Source organism: Halomonas sp. A020 (assembly GCF_027943625.1).
Classification (GTDB): domain Bacteria; phylum Pseudomonadota; class Gammaproteobacteria; order Pseudomonadales; family Halomonadaceae; genus Vreelandella; species Vreelandella piezotolerans.
In genome coordinates, this window is sequence record NZ_AP022850.1 from 2,013,240 (window position 1) to 2,028,483 (window position 15,244).

At 58.2% G+C, this 15,244-nt stretch carries 16 protein-coding genes; 9 read left to right on the forward strand and 7 right to left on the reverse strand.

What is annotated here, in order from left to right:
- Window positions 1–70 precede the first annotated feature (70 nt).
- The 3 genes from dinB to FRH_RS09360 all read left to right on the forward strand — a co-directional run bounded on the left by dinB (window position 71) and on the right by FRH_RS09360 (window position 2,299).
- Window positions 71–1,117, forward strand: coding sequence for a DNA polymerase IV (dinB, locus tag FRH_RS09350; RefSeq protein WP_281996758.1), 1,047 nt, complete (start codon window positions 71–73; stop codon window positions 1,115–1,117).
- A 104-nt stretch (window positions 1,118–1,221) separates the two neighbouring features.
- Window positions 1,222–2,031, forward strand: a complete 810-nt coding sequence (locus FRH_RS09355; RefSeq protein ID WP_281996759.1) for an alpha/beta hydrolase — start codon at window positions 1,222–1,224, stop codon at window positions 2,029–2,031.
- 19 nt (window positions 2,032–2,050) lie between these two features.
- Window positions 2,051–2,299 carry a YkoF family thiamine/hydroxymethylpyrimidine-binding protein gene (locus FRH_RS09360; RefSeq protein ID WP_281996760.1) on the forward strand — a complete coding sequence of 83 codons (249 nt, stop codon included), beginning with the start codon at window positions 2,051–2,053 and terminating at the stop codon, window positions 2,297–2,299.
- 23 nt (window positions 2,300–2,322) lie between these two features.
- Here the strand turns inward: FRH_RS09360 and FRH_RS09365 are convergent, their stop codons facing one another.
- Both FRH_RS09365 and FRH_RS09370 read right to left on the reverse strand, forming a co-directional pair.
- Complete coding sequence (locus FRH_RS09365) at window positions 2,323–2,739, reverse strand: hypothetical protein (RefSeq protein WP_281996761.1); 417 nt, start codon at window positions 2,737–2,739, stop codon at window positions 2,323–2,325.
- Between the two features lie 116 nt (window positions 2,740–2,855).
- Window positions 2,856–3,923: a zinc ABC transporter substrate-binding protein gene (locus tag FRH_RS09370; RefSeq protein ID WP_281996762.1), complete on the reverse strand. Its 1,068-nt coding sequence runs from the start codon at window positions 3,921–3,923 to the stop codon at window positions 2,856–2,858.
- A 112-nt stretch (window positions 3,924–4,035) separates the two neighbouring features.
- On the opposite strand from FRH_RS09370, the gene FRH_RS09375 reads away from it, so the two are divergent.
- The 4 genes from FRH_RS09375 to folE2 all read left to right on the forward strand — a co-directional run bounded on the left by FRH_RS09375 (window position 4,036) and on the right by folE2 (window position 7,293).
- Entirely contained in the window at window positions 4,036–4,782 is a 747-nt protein-coding gene (locus FRH_RS09375) for a metal ABC transporter ATP-binding protein (RefSeq protein ID WP_281996763.1), read from the forward strand.
- Window positions 4,772–5,608 (forward strand): zinc ABC transporter permease subunit ZnuB, encoded by an 837-nt coding sequence (gene znuB, locus FRH_RS09380; protein WP_281996764.1) that lies wholly within the window; start codon window positions 4,772–4,774, stop codon window positions 5,606–5,608. Before FRH_RS09375 ends, znuB begins: the two co-directional genes overlap by 11 nt.
- A gap of 86 nt (window positions 5,609–5,694) precedes the next feature.
- Window positions 5,695–6,357: a DUF1826 domain-containing protein gene (locus FRH_RS09385; protein WP_348773450.1), complete on the forward strand. Its 663-nt coding sequence runs from the start codon at window positions 5,695–5,697 to the stop codon at window positions 6,355–6,357.
- Window positions 6,358–6,390: 33 nt separating this feature from the next.
- Entirely contained in the window at window positions 6,391–7,293 is a 903-nt protein-coding gene (gene folE2 / locus FRH_RS09390; protein ID WP_281996765.1) for a GTP cyclohydrolase FolE2, read from the forward strand.
- Between the two features lie 87 nt (window positions 7,294–7,380).
- Here the strand turns inward: folE2 and FRH_RS09395 are convergent, their stop codons facing one another.
- Complete coding sequence (locus tag FRH_RS09395; protein WP_281996766.1) at window positions 7,381–8,136, reverse strand: metal-binding protein ZinT; 756 nt, start codon at window positions 8,134–8,136, stop codon at window positions 7,381–7,383.
- A gap of 115 nt (window positions 8,137–8,251) precedes the next feature.
- Window positions 8,252–9,661 carry a GntR family transcriptional regulator MpaR gene (mapR, locus tag FRH_RS09400; protein WP_281996767.1) on the reverse strand — a complete coding sequence of 470 codons (1,410 nt, stop codon included), beginning with the start codon at window positions 9,659–9,661 and terminating at the stop codon, window positions 8,252–8,254.
- Between the two features lie 191 nt (window positions 9,662–9,852).
- Between mapR and ccoG the strand changes: the two genes are divergently transcribed.
- Together ccoG and FRH_RS09410 are read left to right on the forward strand one after the other, a co-directional pair.
- Window positions 9,853–11,280, forward strand: coding sequence for a cytochrome c oxidase accessory protein CcoG (gene ccoG, locus FRH_RS09405; RefSeq protein WP_281996768.1), 1,428 nt, complete (start codon window positions 9,853–9,855; stop codon window positions 11,278–11,280).
- Window positions 11,281–11,326: 46 nt separating this feature from the next.
- A complete protein-coding gene (locus tag FRH_RS09410; protein WP_281996769.1) occupies window positions 11,327–11,974 on the forward strand; it encodes a hypothetical protein in 648 nt (215 codons plus the stop codon).
- 66 nt (window positions 11,975–12,040) lie between these two features.
- Here FRH_RS09410 and gabT read toward each other — a convergent pair whose 3' ends face one another.
- The 3 genes from gabT to FRH_RS09425 are packed head-to-tail and all read right to left on the reverse strand — an operon-like array spanning window position 12,041 to window position 15,105.
- Window positions 12,041–13,315, reverse strand: coding sequence for a 4-aminobutyrate--2-oxoglutarate transaminase (gene gabT, locus FRH_RS09415; RefSeq protein WP_219862931.1), 1,275 nt, complete (start codon window positions 13,313–13,315; stop codon window positions 12,041–12,043).
- 56 nt (window positions 13,316–13,371) lie between these two features.
- Window positions 13,372–14,310, reverse strand: coding sequence for a sensor domain-containing diguanylate cyclase (locus tag FRH_RS09420; RefSeq protein ID WP_281996770.1), 939 nt, complete (start codon window positions 14,308–14,310; stop codon window positions 13,372–13,374).
- Window positions 14,311–15,105 (reverse strand): EAL domain-containing protein, encoded by a 795-nt coding sequence (locus FRH_RS09425; RefSeq protein ID WP_139525656.1) that lies wholly within the window; start codon window positions 15,103–15,105, stop codon window positions 14,311–14,313.
- Window positions 15,106–15,244 lie beyond the last annotated feature (139 nt).

The following is a 15,244-nucleotide window of genomic DNA, read 5'->3' on the forward strand; positions in this document are numbered from 1 at the left end:
ATCAGCGCTGTAGCACACCCTGTGATAAACTGTGCTTTTTTACAGGTAAGGGCGGAGGCAAGGTCGGCCTGTGCGCAAAATCATCCACTGCGACTGTGACTGCTTCTATGCGGCGGTAGAGATGCGCGATAACCCCGCGTTGACCGATATCCCCATTGCCATTGGCGGCAGTGTGGAGCAGCGCGGGGTGGTTGCCACCTGCAACTACCCGGCGCGTAAGTTCGGTATTCACTCCGCCATGCCCATGGCCCAGGCGCTCAAACGTTGCCCCCATCTCACGGTGATTCGGGGCGATATGGCGAAGTACAAAGATGTTGCCCGCCAGGTGTTTGCCATCTACCGCGATGTGACCGAGCTGATCGAGCCGCTGTCGCTGGATGAAGCCTTTCTGGATGTCTCGGAGGTCACGCTGTACCACGGCAGCGCTACCCGCATGGCCGAAGCCATTCGCCAGCGGGTGAGGCAAGAAGTGGGTATTACCGTTTCGGCGGGCGTGGCACCCAACAAGTTTCTCGCCAAGATCGCCAGCGACTGGCGCAAGCCCGATGGTCTCTTTGTCATCACGCCTGACGATATCGACGCCTTCGTGCAGCAGCTGCCGGTGAAAAAGATCCACGGCGTGGGGCCGCGGACCGCTGAAAAACTCGCCGAGCTGGGCATTCAGACCGGCGTGGATCTGCGCGCCCGGCCGTTGACCGAGCTGGTGGAACGCTTTGGCCGCTTTGGTCATCGGCTACACGAACTTAGCCACGGGCGCGATGAGCGCCCGGTCAAAACCCACCGCGAGCGCAAGTCGATCAGCACCGAGCAAACCTACTCCCAGGATTTACCCACCCTAGACGCCTGCCGCCAGCAGCTCCCCGAGCTGATCAGCGATTTAGAGCGCCGTTACGCTCGCCTAGACCCGGCCCCCGCCGTGCGCGGGGTGATGGTGAAAGTGAAGTTCAACGACTTCACCCAAACCACTGTCGAACACGCCGACCCCGCACCTAACCTGGAGCAGTTTGAGACACTGCTCAACGTGGGCTGGGCGAGGGGCGCACGCCCCGTGCGCCTGCTGGGCGTCGGCTACCGCTTGGCGGAAGAAACTGCTGCCCAGCAGCTCCCGTTGTTTTAATTAGCCGGTTAATCCTTTGATGGATTGACGAGGTTCGGTGCCCGCGTTAAAACAGACGTATGATAGATAGCGCCTCTTCCCGTTAGCCGACCCGCGAGCCTGCCATGCCTGCCGATGCCACCCAACGCCCCCGCTTAGTGTTTGCCCATGCCAACGGCTTTCCCGGCTTGAGCTACCGCAGCCTGTTAGACCCACTGGCAGAATCGTTCGATGTACACCCGCTGGACCGCCTGGGCCACCACCCGGATTATCCAGTGAACCATAACTGGAGCAACTTGGTGGATGAATTGCTCAGTTACCTGCCCGAGACCGACGCGCCACTGCTGGGCGTGGGGCACTCGTTGGGCGGCACGCTGATGGCCATGGCTGCCGACAAGCAGCCGGAGCTTTTTCGCGGCGTGATCATGCTCGACCCGCCGCTGATGCTGGGGCCGGATGCCTGGGCGATGAAAGCGGCCAAGCGCTTTGGGTTCATGGACCGTATCACCCCAGCGGGTAAAACCAAGGGGCGGCGCACGGTGTGGCCCAGTCGCGAGGCGATGGCGACCTCGCTGCGTCGCCGTGGTCTCTTCCGTCGCTTTACCCCCGAGGCACTCAACGACTACATTGAAGCAGGCACGCGACTACTGGACGACGGCAGCGCCGAGCTGACCTTCGACCCCAACATCGAGCTGGAGATTTTCCGCCACTTGCCGGATCACCTCTCCAAATTACCGCAGCGCGTGGGTGTGCCCATTCAACTGGTGGCGGGGCAGCAGTCGCACTTGATGACGCCGGGGCGGCTCAAGCGTATCGCTCGTCGCGGGCTGCCGGTCAGCACGGTGCCGGGGACGCACATGTTCCCCATGGAGCATCCGGAAGAGACGCGTACGGCCATACTGGCCGCGTGGCAGCAGTTTCGAACTGCGCCATAGAAACGATCGAGGAGGCGATATGTACCTTTCTGTACAGCTGAGCTACTACCCGCTGGCCGATGATTTCAAGCCACTCGTCAAAGAGGTGGTCCAACGATTGGAGGCTACCGGACTGGAGGTTCACCCCAACCGAATGAGCACCCAGGTATTTGGCGAGTTCGATGAGGTGATGGCGGCACTGAGTGACGTGATGAAGTGGTCGTTCGAGACCCACGGCAAAGCCGTGTTTACCGCCAACTTCCTGGAAGGCGACCGGCGGCCACGGTAAATGATGCCGTCGGGGAGGGCTTCCTAGCCGTTTCCGCCTGTTTCGAAGGGCGTATTGCTGATGAAGCGGTTTCGCCAATCAGCACGCCACTGCGGCATGCTGATAAAGAAGTGCTGCATCTGCTTATCGAAGCGCACCCAAACGATGGCATCTAAATAGCGGCTATTCTCGGATGTCATCGAAAAGTCGATATGCTGCGTGTCGAATAGGGGCGTGCGGTAAACGTTCGCGGGCGCTGCCCGCTCGATGACACGCAGGTAAGCGACGCCTCCCAAGGGGGCGAGTAGTCCTGAGACTCTCACCGATTCGATCAGGTAATCGCCCATCGGGCTGACCACCGAGACGCTCGCGGGCGCATGAAGGGTGCGATAAAGGCTCACGCACAGCGTGAGTGCGATGAGCAAGGCCATGCCAACCGCAGCGCCTGCGACGCGCTTCATGTCATCGCTCCGTGGTTGAGTAGTCGAGTCATCGCTCCTTACCGAGGCTCAGGTAACGCTGCGCTCAGCACTTCGCACGCAGCGTTACGTTTGATCACTTAGGCAAATGACGAGTATTACTCACTTTTAGCGCTCGTGCAGTTGGTTATTTCACCGGCTAGCTGTTCCAGTAATGCGGAGTACAGTCCCGCATCCAGCGTCAAGCCCACGCCGAGTGGATCCATCACGCCCAAGTACGCCGACGTATCCCCAAACACGTTGTTGACCATCTGCGGGTTGAACTGCGGTTCGCTGAAGACACACTGAATGTTCTCTTCGTTGACGAGTGTCTGTAACGCCTCGATGCGTGCCGGGCTGGGAGCGGATGCATCGCCGATGGAAATGGCCCCCGCGGCATGAACGTTAAAGGCCTCTTCGAAGTACTGGTACGCATCGTGGAACACGATGAAGCGGGTGTCCGTGCTGTTAGCCAAGCGCTTCTGGAGGCGCTGTTCGAGTGCGGTCAGTGACGCTTGGCCCTGTGCGGCATTATCGCGGTAGGTCGCCGCGTTGTCCGGGTCGAGTTCGCTTAGCTGCTCGGCGATGGCCGCCAGCCACTGGCGGGCATTCCCAGGGGCGAGCCAAGCGTGCGGGTTCATGCCGGTATGGCTGTGATCATGACCATGGTGATCATGCCCGTGGTCATGCTCGTGTTCGTGTTCGTGGTCATGCCCGTGCTCGTGGCCATGCTCGTGTTCGTGGTCATGCCCGTACTCGTGGCCATGCCCGTGTTCGTGATCATGGTTATGGTCATGGCCGTGTGCCAGCTCACCGTCTAGAGAAAACGTCGCCCCCTCGCGATATTCCAGCGTGCGGGTGCCGGGAACGTCCATCAGTTCTAGGTGGTGAGCGTCGCCCGCTAGATTGTCCACCGGCCCTTCCAGCCAAGGGGTGAGCGCATCGCTGACCCATATCACCAGATCCGCACTGTCCAGCGCGCTGGCTTCCGATGGACGCAGCGAATAGCCGTGGGGAGAGGCGCCGGGCTGAATGAACAACTCGGGCGAGCCAACGTCGCCCATCACGATCGATACCAGTGAGTAAACGGGGGGAATATCGACCGCGACGCGGGGCACTTCCGCCGAGGCTGCTAAGGGAAAGGCCGTTAGTAATGGCAGAGCGAAGTACGTAAATCGGTGTGGCATGAGGGCTCCTGATGAGACGAGGCTGAGTGAACGAGACAAGAAAGGACATCCAAGTATCGCTAGTCTTGATATTTATGTTATAACATAACAAATGCGTCAAGAGCGGATGTCAATGATGTCACTTGCATCTTCCCTCCATCGTGAAGCGGTACTTAGCGTTCGTCAGTTGAACGTTCGCTTCGGTGGGCAGCAGATACTCGAGAATATTCATCTCGACTTGTTTCGTGAACAGGTACTCACGTTGATTGGCCCCAACGGCTCGGGAAAGTCGACGCTGGTGAAAACCCTGGTGGGCGCGGTAAAACCCACCTCGGGCAGCGTTACCATCGCTCCGAATCAGTGCATTGGGTACGTGCCCCAACGGCTCCATCTGGACCCTACGCTACCCATGACGGTCCAGCGCTTCATCAACTTGCCGCGCCGCCACTCACGTCAAGAGGTCGATAGCGCCCTTGAAGACGCCGGTGCCGAGACACTGCGGCAGGCCAATATGAGCGAGCTGTCAGAGGGACAGTTTCAGCGCGTACTGCTGGCGCGAGCGCTGCTGGTCAAGCCCGATATTTTGATTCTCGATGAGGCAACGCAAGGCCTCGACCACCAGGGTACGGCGGCGTTTTATCGCCATATCGATAGCGTTCGCCGCACGTACGGCTGCGCCGTTTTAATGGTCAGCCACGACCTGCACGTGGTGATGCAGACCTCGGATCATGTGCTTTGCCTGAATCGCTGCGTCTGTTGCCAGGGCAAGCCCGAGCACGTGGCCTCGACGCAGGATTATCGCTCGTTGTTCGGTGACCAGGCCGCACAAACGCTGGCGCTCTACCGTCACCAACCCCAGGAGACCGCCCATGCTGGATGATTTCATGTGGCGCGCCATGTTGGCGGGCATCCTCGTGGCGATGGCCGCCGCTCCGCTGGGCTGTTTCGTGGTGTGGCGGCGTATGGCGTACTTCGGCGATGCAACGGCCCACGCGGCCATTCTGGGCGTGGCGCTAGCGCTGTTGATGAATATCTCGATTTTCCTCGGCGTACTGGCGGTGGCGCTGGTGATGGCCACCAGTGTTTCCCTGCTGAGCGGCCGTGGCTACGCCATGGATACGCTGCTTGGCGTGATGGCCCACTCGGCGCTCGCGATTGGGCTGGTCGCCGTGTCGTTTCTTAGTGGGGTCCGTATCGACCTACATGCGTACCTGTTTGGCGATATTCTGGCCGTCGGTAAACAGGATTTGTGGGTGATCGGCGGCGGCGTGGCGTTGGTGTTGCTGCTGCTGTGCTGGCGGTGGTCCTCCTTACTGGCCGCCACTCTCAGCGAGGAGCTGGCCTATGCCAGCGGCATTCAGCCGCGTCGTGAACAGTTAGTGCTCACTCTGGCGTTGGCCCTGGTCGTTGCCGTGGCGTTGAAGGTCGTCGGTGTTCTGCTGATCGCCGCTCTGCTGATCATACCCGCCGCCACGGCACGTCCGTTTTGTCGCACGCCCGAGACCATGGCGCTGCTTGCGGTAGGGGTGGCTGTGCTGTCGGTGGCGGGAGGGCTGAAAAGCGCCTATCTCCTCGATACGCCGACCGGCCCTACCATCGTCTCGCTCGCTGCCCTGCTGTTCATGCTGTCAACGCTGATCTCCCAGGGCTGGCGGTTCGTTCGTCAGCGCTTTGCGCTCGAGTCGGAGCGCTTTCCCATGCGTTAACGCCGCCGTGCTGGCAGCGGTCGACCGGCTGCCCCGGTGCGAGCGTGTGGCTGTCTCCATCGCTTCTTCACACTATCGGAGTTCTCATGATGTCGTCGCCCGTGTCTTATGTATCCCCCGCTGACGCATGGCCTGCGCACGCGGCCATTGGTCAGGACATTAGCGTGTTACCGCGTATTTTCGAAGAGGCCGTGAATATCGCGATTTTCGAACGCCCCATGCCCGCTGAAATCGCCTTGAGTGCCCAAGCCCAGTGCCAAACGGAGCGCGCCTGGCAATATAGCTGGTTGGGGCAGCCCGACGATGCCATGGTGGCGGACCTGCTGCGTCAGCTTCCCGCACCCGAAGCAGCCAAGCCGCTGGTGGACGACATCGCCACCATTGCCGAAGCGATGGCCTTCCTATTCGAAACGCGTACCGTCGGTCTTCGCCTGCGCTTGCTTGATGGTGCCATGTGCCCCCGCTTTCACTGCGACAACCTGCCGGTGCGGCTCGTCACGACCTATGTGGGCCCAGGCAGCGAGTGGTTGCCGGAGGACGCCATCAATCGTAAAGGGCTGGGGGCGCCGCACCCCGATAAACCCGAGATTGCCACCGACAGTGCGGCAGTCCGGCGCCTCTCGCCCGGCGATATCGGTTTGATCAAGGGCAGCGGCTGGATCGGCAGCGAAGAGCGGGGGCTGGTGCATCGAAGCCCGGCACTGGAGAGCGGTAGTAAGCGCCTGTTGATGAGTATCGATCCCGCCTAGCGTTATGAGATTCCCTTACAAAGAGGTCGCTCCATGATCGTTTCCACCATGCCCGATGTCGCCAGGCAAGCGCCCAATGCACAGAGCACGTTGTCCCGTGTAGGTATGGAGGGTATCGCGCTGCCGGTGCTGCTCGGCACCCAGCGCGTGGCCGCCAAGCTCGATGCCACGGTCAGCCTGGAGGCGAAAGAGGCCCGCGGCATTCATATGTCGCGGCTCTATCTAGGGTTGGCGCCGCTCGAGCAAACGCCGCTCTCCCTAGGGTTGGTGCAGAGCGTGCTAGAGCGTTTTTTAGCCAGCCAGGAGGGGCTGTCCCAACACGCCTACCTGAACATCGCAGGGGAGTTGCCGCTCAGGCGCGACGCGCTAATTAGCCCGCTCTCGGGGTGGAAGTACTACCCCTTCACGCTACGCTGCCAGCTCACCCCTGAAGGGTTTCAGTCGGCGCTCGATCTCGAGGTGGGCTACTCTTCGACATGCCCGTGTTCGGCTGCTTTGGCGCGGCAGTTGATTCAGCAAGCCTTCGAAGAGGACTTTGAGGACATACCGCTGAGCAAGTCGGCGGTATTGGCGTGGCTGGGTAGTGAAGAGGGCATCTTGGCGACGCCCCATAGCCAGCGAAGCGTGGCTCACCTCACGCTTCGCTTTGCCACGACAGACGACGCTGCCATCTCGATAGAGACGTTCATGGAGAACATGGTCGACCGGGTGGAGCGAGCCCTCGGTACGGCGCTGCAAACCGCCGTCAAGCGCATTGACGAGCAGGCGTTTGCCTTGGCCAACGGTCAGAATCTGATGTTCTGTGAGGATGCCGCTCGGCGGCTGGACACCACGCTGCGCCAAGCGCCAGGCGTCTCGGGGTTCCGGCTAAAAGTAGTGCACGCCGAAAGCCTGCATGCCCATGATGCGGTTGCCTACAGTGAATGCTGGGAGTGAAAGGAGAGATAAAGAGAGCGCTGGCGAAGTGGCCAGCGCTCGAGGATGACCACCACCCGCGGCCTTGGCGGGTGTCGAGCTAAAGCGTCAGTGAGCCAACATTTCGTCGACGATCTCTTCGCCACTGAGCGACGAAGGATAGTAGGTTGGCCAGTGGGTCAACTCCTCCAGCAGCGCTTCACGATCATCTCCCCAATACAAGTGGTAGTGGCCGGCATCCGTCGGATAGATGCTGTGGTCGCTGAACTGAATATAGTGGGGGAGCGCATCGTCGCTGGCGTCGTCTGCTAGTTCGAAGATGAAGCGAACGCCTCGGTTACCGGCCTCGTAATTCAAGATCTCGTAGCCATCGTACTGGTAGTCACCGGTCATCGACTCCCCGTTGGCAAAGAAGGTGACGCTGCTGCCATCGATCACGATCCGCTCGACATCGGTGGCATAACCGGTGTCGTAGTAGGCTTTGTACTCTTCGGCCGTTTTATCGCCTTGTTCGGCTTTATGCGCGAAGACGGGGTCTAGAGTGCCGTCAAGTAAATAGGGATAGACGGATTGCCAGTCGCCTTCCCAGTCGGAAAGCGCGCGATCAGCGATTTGCGCATCGTCGAAATAGCCCGAGTAAATATCGTTGTCATGCGCATGGCCGTGGTCGTGATCGTGATCGTGGCTATGATTGTGGTCATGGTCATGGTCATGGTCATGGTCATGGTCATGGTCATGAGCGTGTGCTTCACCATCATCGTGGTGATGGTCGTGATCGTGATTGGCAAAGGCATACGGGGCGCTGGCAAGGATCGCAATGCTAAGCGCCATCGCGCAGGCCTTTTTGTTAGCAAGTGTTGGCATGATCGAATCTCCGTTGTGTTGTTTTGAAATGTTATAACGTATTACAAGAGGCGTTCAATAGAAGAGTCGTGATTAACATCAACATGTCCGACAGTATCGAGTGTCTTCTGTGATGTTATGGTCGGCTCAGCAATGTTCCCAGCGTTTCCATCCCGCGTTCGCTACGTTGGGTCCAGGGATGGCCATAACTCAAACGAATACAGTGGCGAAACTGCTGTGACGCCGAGAAAATAGGGCCGGGCGCCAGGCTCACGCCATGCTCGAGTGCGGTGCGGAATAGCCTCAGCGAATCTACCTGCCTAGGCAGCTCTACCCAGAGAAAATAGCCGCCTTTCGGGCGAGTAATGCGAGTACCTGATGGAAAGTAGCGGTCCGCTGCTGTCAGCATGCTGGTCTGCTGGGCTTCTAACGCGTGGCGGAGCTTGCGCAAATGGCGGTCGTAGCCGCCGTGTTGCAAGTAGTCTGCAATGGCCGCTTGGGCAGGAATAGACGGCGAGATGGTCGTCATCAGTTTGAGCCGCGATATCTCCTTGGCATAGCGGCCGCCCGCTACCCAGCCCACCCGATAGCCAGGTGCCAAGCATTTCGAGAAAGAGCTGCAGTGAATCACCAAACCCTCATCGTCGAATGACTTTACAGGGGTGGGCGGCACGCTGCCAAAATAGAGCTCGGCATATACGTCGTCCTCGAGCATGGGGACTTGGTGCTGCTTCAATAACTGGTACAACGATAGCTTTCGCTCGTTGCTTAAGCTGGCGCCAATGGGGTTCTGGAGATGACTCATTAACCAACAGGCTTTGATGGGCAGCGCCGCTAGTCGCTCTGCCAGTACGTCTAGGTCAATGCCTTCCCGTGGATGAACGGGGATTTCCACCGCGCGTAGTTGGAGTCGCTCCAATACCTGCAGGCTGGCGTAAAAGGCAGGCGACTCGACCGCGACCAGATCCCCCGGCTGAGTCACGCACTGCAGCGCGAGATTGAGCCCCTCCATGGCACCGTTGGTGATCACCAACTCTTCTCTCGGGAGCTGAATGCCACCTAGCATGTAGCGTAGAGCAATCTGCCGACACAGGTCGGTGTGGCCAGTGGTCATGTCGGCCACTACCTGCTGGGGTGAAAGCGCTCTTAACCCGCGCGTCATGCTGATACTCAAACGTGAGAGTGGGAACAGCTCAGGGCTTGGGAAAGCCGAGCCAAAGGGCACCGTTTGATCATCCTGCAGTGAGTCCAGCACCGAGAACACCAGCTCGCTGACCTGCACCTCCGCTGGGTCGGTGGGATGTCGCATGACGCGAGGCTCGTCGATCAAACGTCGCGCATGTTCACGAACGAAATAACCAGAGCGCGCCCGTGCGCTGATAAGCCCTTGGTTCTCCAATAAGTAGTACGCCTGAAAAACCGTCGAGGGGCTAATGCCGTGATGGCGGCTCGCTTGACGTACCGATGGGATGCGCTCGCCTGGAGCCAGTACCCCCTGGCGAATCAGCGTGGCTATCTCGTCGGCAAACCGTTCGTAGCGTTTCATGGCGTCGACCGTAAAGATTTGAAGGAGTGCACGATGTCCTATGCGCGATAAGCAGCATATCAAAACTGATACGTTTTTTTTCTAATAAACTGCATCTGTTTTCATGCTCGACAGGCAAGGCATAGTAGCGGTGTATTCGTAGACGTCCCTCGACCGTTTAGATCGCCACTCCCTTTTCCCTGGATATCGGTATGACGCAACGCATTCCACTCCAAGACCTCACCACCGATGCCGCTGTTGAGCACGCTACGCCCCAGACGCCTAACCGTCGCCCCTCATCTCCATCGGAACATATCTACGTTCGAGAAATCAGGGGCTTTTTTCAGCGCATCAGGCGTTACGCCAACTGGCTGCTGATCGCGCTCTATGTGGGCTTGCCATGGCTTCAGTGGGGCGACCGTCCCATGGTGTGGTTTGATCTCTCTGCTCAAGAATTTCACCTTTTTGCAGCGACGTTTTACCCTCAAGACTTTATCTTGCTGACTTGGATATTGGTGCTGTGTGCGTTTGGATTATTCTTGATCACGGTGGTGGCGGGGCGAGTGTGGTGCGGCTATAGCTGCCCGCAGAGCGTCTGGACGTTCCTCTTCATTTGGTTCGAGCACCGCCTGGAGGGGCCAAGGCATCGCCGGATACGTCGCGATAATGCGCCTAGCACACTCAATACGTTATGCCGAAAAGGGGCCAAACATACCGCTTGGCTACTGATTGCGCTGGCCACGGGGATCACCTTCGTCGGCTACTTTACGCCGGTGGGTGGTCTCGTCAGGGATTTATTCAGCTTGGAAGCTCATCCTTGGGCGCTTTTTTGGATCGGATTTTTTACCCTGTTTACCTACTTGAACGCTGGCTGGCTGCGCCATCAGGTGTGCCTGCATATGTGCCCCTATTCACGCTTTCAGTCGGTGATGTTCGACAGCGATACGCTGATCGTTTCTTACGATAGCGGCCGTGGTGAACCGCGCAGTAGCCATCGAAAGGGTATCGATGAAGCCTCAGCAGGAGACTGTATCGATTGCAAACTATGCGTTCAGGTGTGCCCGACGGGGATCGATATTCGTGATGGCTTGCAGTATGCGTGTATTGGCTGTGCTGCGTGCATCGATGCTTGCGATAGCGTGATGGCGCGTATCGATAAGCCGTCGGGCCTGGTTCGCTACACTACCGAGCGTGCGTTGGAGGGCAAGCCTGTGCGGTTCTGGCGCCCTCAGCTGTTAGCCTACACGGTGGCGCTGTTGTCGATGGTGGTTGTGTTGGTTGGCTTCTTGAACGCGCGGGTGCCCATTGATGTCGAGGTTACCCGAGATCGTCAGGCGCTATTTGAAAGGACGCCCGATGGGCGCATCATCAATTACTACACCGTGACCTTGCGCAATCAAGACACGCAGGGACATCGTTACGTATTATCCGCCGATGGTTTGCCAGGCTTGCGTTTACAAGGTGCCAGCCCGCTCATCTTGGCCGCCAATGAAACGAGGCAGCTACGCTTAGCGCTTGATGCTGAAGCGTCGGTGCTAACTCAACCGAGCCACACGGTCATGCTGCATATTATTGCGTCAGATGAGCCTTCGATCTCTTCTAGCGTTGAAACGCGGTTTTTAGGGTCGACCCGACGGTAAGGTTGACTAGGCAGAAATGAGATGACGTCGGAATGAGGATGGATACGTGACTACTGTGCTGATGTTTTTAATGATCGCCGTGGGCGTTACGGCCGCTTGGTACCAGATTTACCAAATGCACTTCAATATCAATACGCTTGGCGAGGCAAAGCTATCGACGAGTCAAAGTAGCCGACTGGACACGCTCTTGGACGCCGAGCAGGCAGCAATGAAGGAGAATGATTCGGCACCGTTCGACGAGGCCGCGACGCGTATCTTTGGGCGTGGTGTCAACCTGGACGCATTGCGCATCGCGTTCTCGCAGGAAGGACGAAATGCTTATGGCGTGCCGCTTCTGCGGCGTCAGAGGACACTCGTGAGCACTCAAACATGTTCGGAAGGAGGGAATGGAATTCGCGCTCGCCATCTGCGATTGTTCAAAACGCGTTTGCCGTCTCTCAATGTTAGAAATGTGTTCATCCTGATGGTCATCGCGAACTGCGGGATCGTACAGCTGTTGGCGGCAATGAGCGTGTATACGATTCACTACTCAGTGGACGTATCGGCGCTCGAGTGGGTCAATCAACCGGTAATGATCTTATTGGCGATATGGAGCGTTGTGGTTTTGAATACCTTGTTCTTCAAATTGGACGCCTATCTCCATGACCTTTATCAGATCAGACAATTGAGCCAGCGGACCCCCCTGTTCATCTGACGAGATACGCCGTGCACAAACGACAGCGCCGCCCTTAGAGGCGGCGCTGTGGCTCGTATCGAACGCTTAGATCAGTGATTCCAGGCAGGACTCGATGATATCCAGGCCTTCGTTCAACACGTCATCTTCAATGGTGACGGGCATCAAGAAGCGAATGGTGTTGCCGTACATACCGCAGGAGAGCAGGATCAGCCCCTCTTCGCGGGCTTTCTTGCACAGCGCAGCGGCCAGGTCCGGGTTTGGCGTGCGGTCGGTTTTGTTGTTGACGAGTTCGAACGCGGCCATGGCACCCATGTTGCGCACGTTGTCGATGCAGTCGAATTTGCTCTGCCAGCCACCGAAGCGCTGAGCCAGCTTTTCACCCACCGCTTGGCTCTTCTCGAGAATGTTCTCTTCTTCGAAGACTTGCATCACGGCCAGCGCCGCTGCACACGCAGTGGGGCTACCGGTATAGGTGCCGCCCAGGGAGTTCGGGCCTGAGGCATCCATGATTTTATCGGTGCCGACCACGGCAGAGATCGGCATGCCGTCGGCCATGCTCTTGGCCATGGTCATCATGTCCGGCTCGACGCCGCTGTGCTCGATGGCGAACATCTTGCCGGTACGACCAAAGCCCGACTGCACTTCGTCGATGATCATCAGCATACCGTGCTCATCGCAAATTTCGCGGATCTTTTCCAAGAAGCTCTTCGGGGCCGGATAGAAACCGCCTTCACCCAGCACCGGCTCCAGAATGATCGCGGCGGTGTCTTTCGGGTTGGCGTCGGTTTTCAGCGCCATTTTCAGGCCGCGAATCGCTTCGTCTTCACTGACACCGTGATAAGGCACCGGGTAGGGGGCGCGGAAGACGGTGCCGGGCATCGGGCCGAAGTCGGTTTGGTAGGGCGCGACCTTACCGTTCATGGCCATGGTGTAGAAGGTCCGGCCATGATAGCCGCCGTCGAAACAGATGACGTTAGAGCGGCCGGTGGCGGCGCGGGCAATTTTTACTGCGTTTTCCAGCGCTTCGGCACCAGAGTTGGCCAGCATCACTTTGGCGTGGCCACGCACGGGAACGATGTGGCTCAGCTTCTCGGCCACTTTGACGTAGCCTTCATAAGGCATGACCGTTTGGCAGGTATGCATCACCTTATCTAATTGGGCTTTGACGGCGGCGACGACTTTTGGATGCCGATGCCCCACGTTCAACACGCCAATGCCGCCTGCGAAGTCGATGAAGCGGTTGCCGTCGGCGTCCCAGATCTCAGCGTTTTCGGCGCGATCCGCAAAGGCGGTAGCGGGGCTTGCAGCGCCCGCCGCGACGTATTTCTGCTTTAGTTCGTTAAGCTCGGCATTGCTCATGACTCAGCTCCTTTTAGGATAGGGTGTTGCTTTAGCATAGTGCGCAATAGCGTTGATCACACAGGTGAAGGTGCGATGACAACCCGGTTGCGCCCGGCTTGTTTGGCCTGATACATCGCTTTATCGGCGCGATCAAGCATTCGAGTACTCGAGGCTTCAATGTAGCATGCGATGCCCGCCGATAGCGTGACGGTCAGCGCATGTTCGGTGTAGGGCGTTTGCGCGACTTCTTGGCGAATGCGCTCCATGGCGATACGGGCCGAATCGGCATCGACTTCTGGCATGATGATCAAGAACTCTTCGCCGCCAAGGCGTATTTGGAAGTCGGTCTCTCGCAGCTGTTGATTGACGACCTGCGTCAGCGCTTGCAGAACGCTGTCGCCGGTACTGTGGCCGTAGGTGTCATTGATGTTCTTGAAATCGTCGAGATCGAACAGCACGATGCTAAGTGGGTTGCCGTAACGCCGAGAGCGCTCGATCGCCTCTTCGAGTTTGGCGAGGCCTTGACGACGGTTGAGCAGCCCAGTGAGCTCGTCATGGTGGGCCAAATACTCCAAACGTTCGTTGGCCTGCTTCAAGCGCTCCTCGAGCTGCTTGCGCTGGGTGATATCGACGATGAAGGTGACTTTGCGCGATTGACCATCGTCGCCCTCGATACGGGCAGCTTCGGCGATGATGGTGCGGGCTTCGCCATTCTTGCAGCGCACTTCCCACTCCTGACGCAGTTCATGGGTCTCCTCGCCGTGGATGAACTCATCGTGGAGTTGACGCATTTGGGCGCGGTACGCCTCAGGCACCACGAGTGTGAAGTGCTGGCCAATCAGCTCCTCTTCTCTATAGCCGTAAAATTGACAGTAGGCCGGATTGACCATCTCGAAATACCCGTGAGGATCGGTAATGCAGATACCGAGAGGCGCCGTTTTGATGACGTTCTCCGTATTCCGTTTGGAACGGTTCACCAATTGGTAGAGATAGTCCGTGCTCATGCTGGTCATTCAGCTCTCCGTACGTCGCTGGGACTCTGATCGCAGCGCCTCGAGCAGCGGCGTCAATTCGGTGCCCAGTTTGCCAATCGCCGGTTTGGCATAGAAGAAGCCCTGCTGACGTGTAATCCCCGCCTGGGCAAGCCATAAGGCTTCAGCGCGGGTCTCGACACCTTCGGCAATCAGCGTCATGTCGAGTTCGGAGGCGAGCACAATAATGGCATTCAGCAGCGCCTGACGACGAGGGTCGTGGTCGCACTGCATCACCAGTTCGCGATCGATTTTCAGCTTGTCCGGGGCGAGGTCGGTGAGCAGGTCCAGGTTGGCATAGCCGTTACCGAAGTCATCGAGAGCGGTTTTGAAGCCCATGGAGCGATAGGCGTCGATGATGTTGCAGAGGTGTTGCCGGTCGCGCACACGCTCGGTTTCGGTGATCTCGAAAATGAGCTTGTCGGTTGGCCAGCCGACTCGCTGCGAGACTTCTAGCGTTGCCTGAATACATGCTTCCGGTTCGTATACGGCATTGGGAAGAAAGTTGATGGAAAGATCCGTTTCCATACTTAGTTCACTGGCAAGCTCGATGGCTTTGACTCGGCAGGATTGATCAAAGCGGTAGAGTAGGTCATCGGTGACTTGGGAAATGACACTCCAAGCCGACTCGCCATTGATGCCTCGAACCAAGGCTTCGTGGGTCGTCACGCGTGCCAGGGCAACGTCCACGATGGGTTGAAACGCCATCGTGAAATCAAAAGGGAGCGCTCCCTCGCAGCGTTTACACGTGCCATTTACCCGCGCGCAGTTACCCATAACGTCTCCTGACATGTTCGCTTGCGCTCGCTAACGTGGCGGCAATACCGCTCACCTTGATTGTCAAAAGCCCGAGTATGTCCGTGCTTTGTTAGACAGGTATCAACAGAGAAGATATCGCCAGTCTAGCGGCTTATGT